Origin of the sequence: Vibrio sp. 10N.222.48.A3 (genome assembly GCF_041475345.1) — a bacterium.
GTDB lineage: Bacteria > Pseudomonadota > Gammaproteobacteria > Enterobacterales > Vibrionaceae > Vibrio > Vibrio tasmaniensis_A.
In genome coordinates this window covers 1-1,169 of the sequence record NZ_JBFRVX010001134.1, presented here as the reverse complement: position 1 = coordinate 1,169, position 1,169 = coordinate 1, and the positions used below count along the sequence as shown (strand labels likewise).

Genomic DNA, 1,169 nt, shown 5'->3' with positions numbered 1-1,169 from the left:
CGTTGACCAACGTGATATCTAAGCTTAGAAAAACACTGAACAGAGTGACTTGTGGTTGCGCCACGATTCGTACCGTCAGTAAAATGGGGTATTCTCTGGAGATAGAGGAATCATCTCAACCTCAAAATACAGAGCCTAAAGCGACAGTCCCTGAGGCGGATTTAGTATCAGAGTCTCCTCAAACGATAGGATTATCGCAAGCCGAACTTAACCCATCATCAATAACGACAAATCAAACACAAACCTCAGGCGAGTCACCTGAGAAAAAGCCGCAAGATGAGCAGGCTCATGTTATGCCTGCATCAGTAACACAAAGCGTTGAAGGCGACATGGAAATGCCATTGTCCACAGTTAGCCCGAGAGGTTCAGTCAACGCGGTACCACCTAGCTTTAAGCTTTTTGTTCATCGTCATTTAGCCTGCGTGGGCTACTTTTTAGCCTTTACCTGTGTGTTGATCTCTTTGTTTAATATATTTCAGGCTTACTATCAGCCATTGCCATACTTTGTTGATAAAAATGAGTATCACGACAGCTTCGTAGATGAAACTAATCACTACTTTTTCCATATTGTTCGCAATGAAGCCTACTCGTTGCCTGCGATCACTGAGAGACTGATACAAGTTATACCTAGCCACTGTAATGTTGATGTTTTTGTTCGCATTTATCCATCTGTCAACCAACCTGAAAATGATGCTTTGTATATGCTGATTGAGAGAAAGGATGGCGAAGCTCTTAATTACTTGTCATCTATTTTTGAAGTTGAGTCATCTTTTGATTCGTTTGTGAATTACATGGCTCAAAGGAGTTACTTTTGCGAATAATTGGTTTGCTATTGGTATTAGCACTCACAGCTGCAAGTTTCATGATTGATAGAAACGTATTAGCGGGCACTCGTTGGCACTGTAAAACCATCAAAACGGGCTTTATGACGCAGGCATTTCAACCTTATCAATCGTTGTATGAACGTATGACTTTTACCTTCCAATCAGACAATACGTTTATGATTGCAGAGGCGGTGAAGATTGAAGAGAAGAATGGTCAGGTGAGTAAATTGGAGCACCACTCCTCAGGTCGTTATTCGTTAGAAGATGGCGAGTTGTCTATCTCTATCATTGATTATTCGCCGACAACTGAAACTGATGATCCTGTTATTAATCGAGAGTATAGCT

2 protein-coding genes are annotated in these 1,169 nt (G+C 41.4%); both read left to right on the top strand.

The features are described from left to right. The coding region (locus tag AB4653_RS24370; RefSeq protein WP_372105524.1) for a hypothetical protein at positions 1-821 on the top strand (821 nt) is incomplete at its 5' end. Then, positions 812-1,169 (top strand): hypothetical protein (locus AB4653_RS24365; protein WP_372105523.1); only part of this gene is annotated, 358 nt, incomplete at its 3' end. The genes AB4653_RS24370 and AB4653_RS24365, both read left to right, overlap by 10 nt.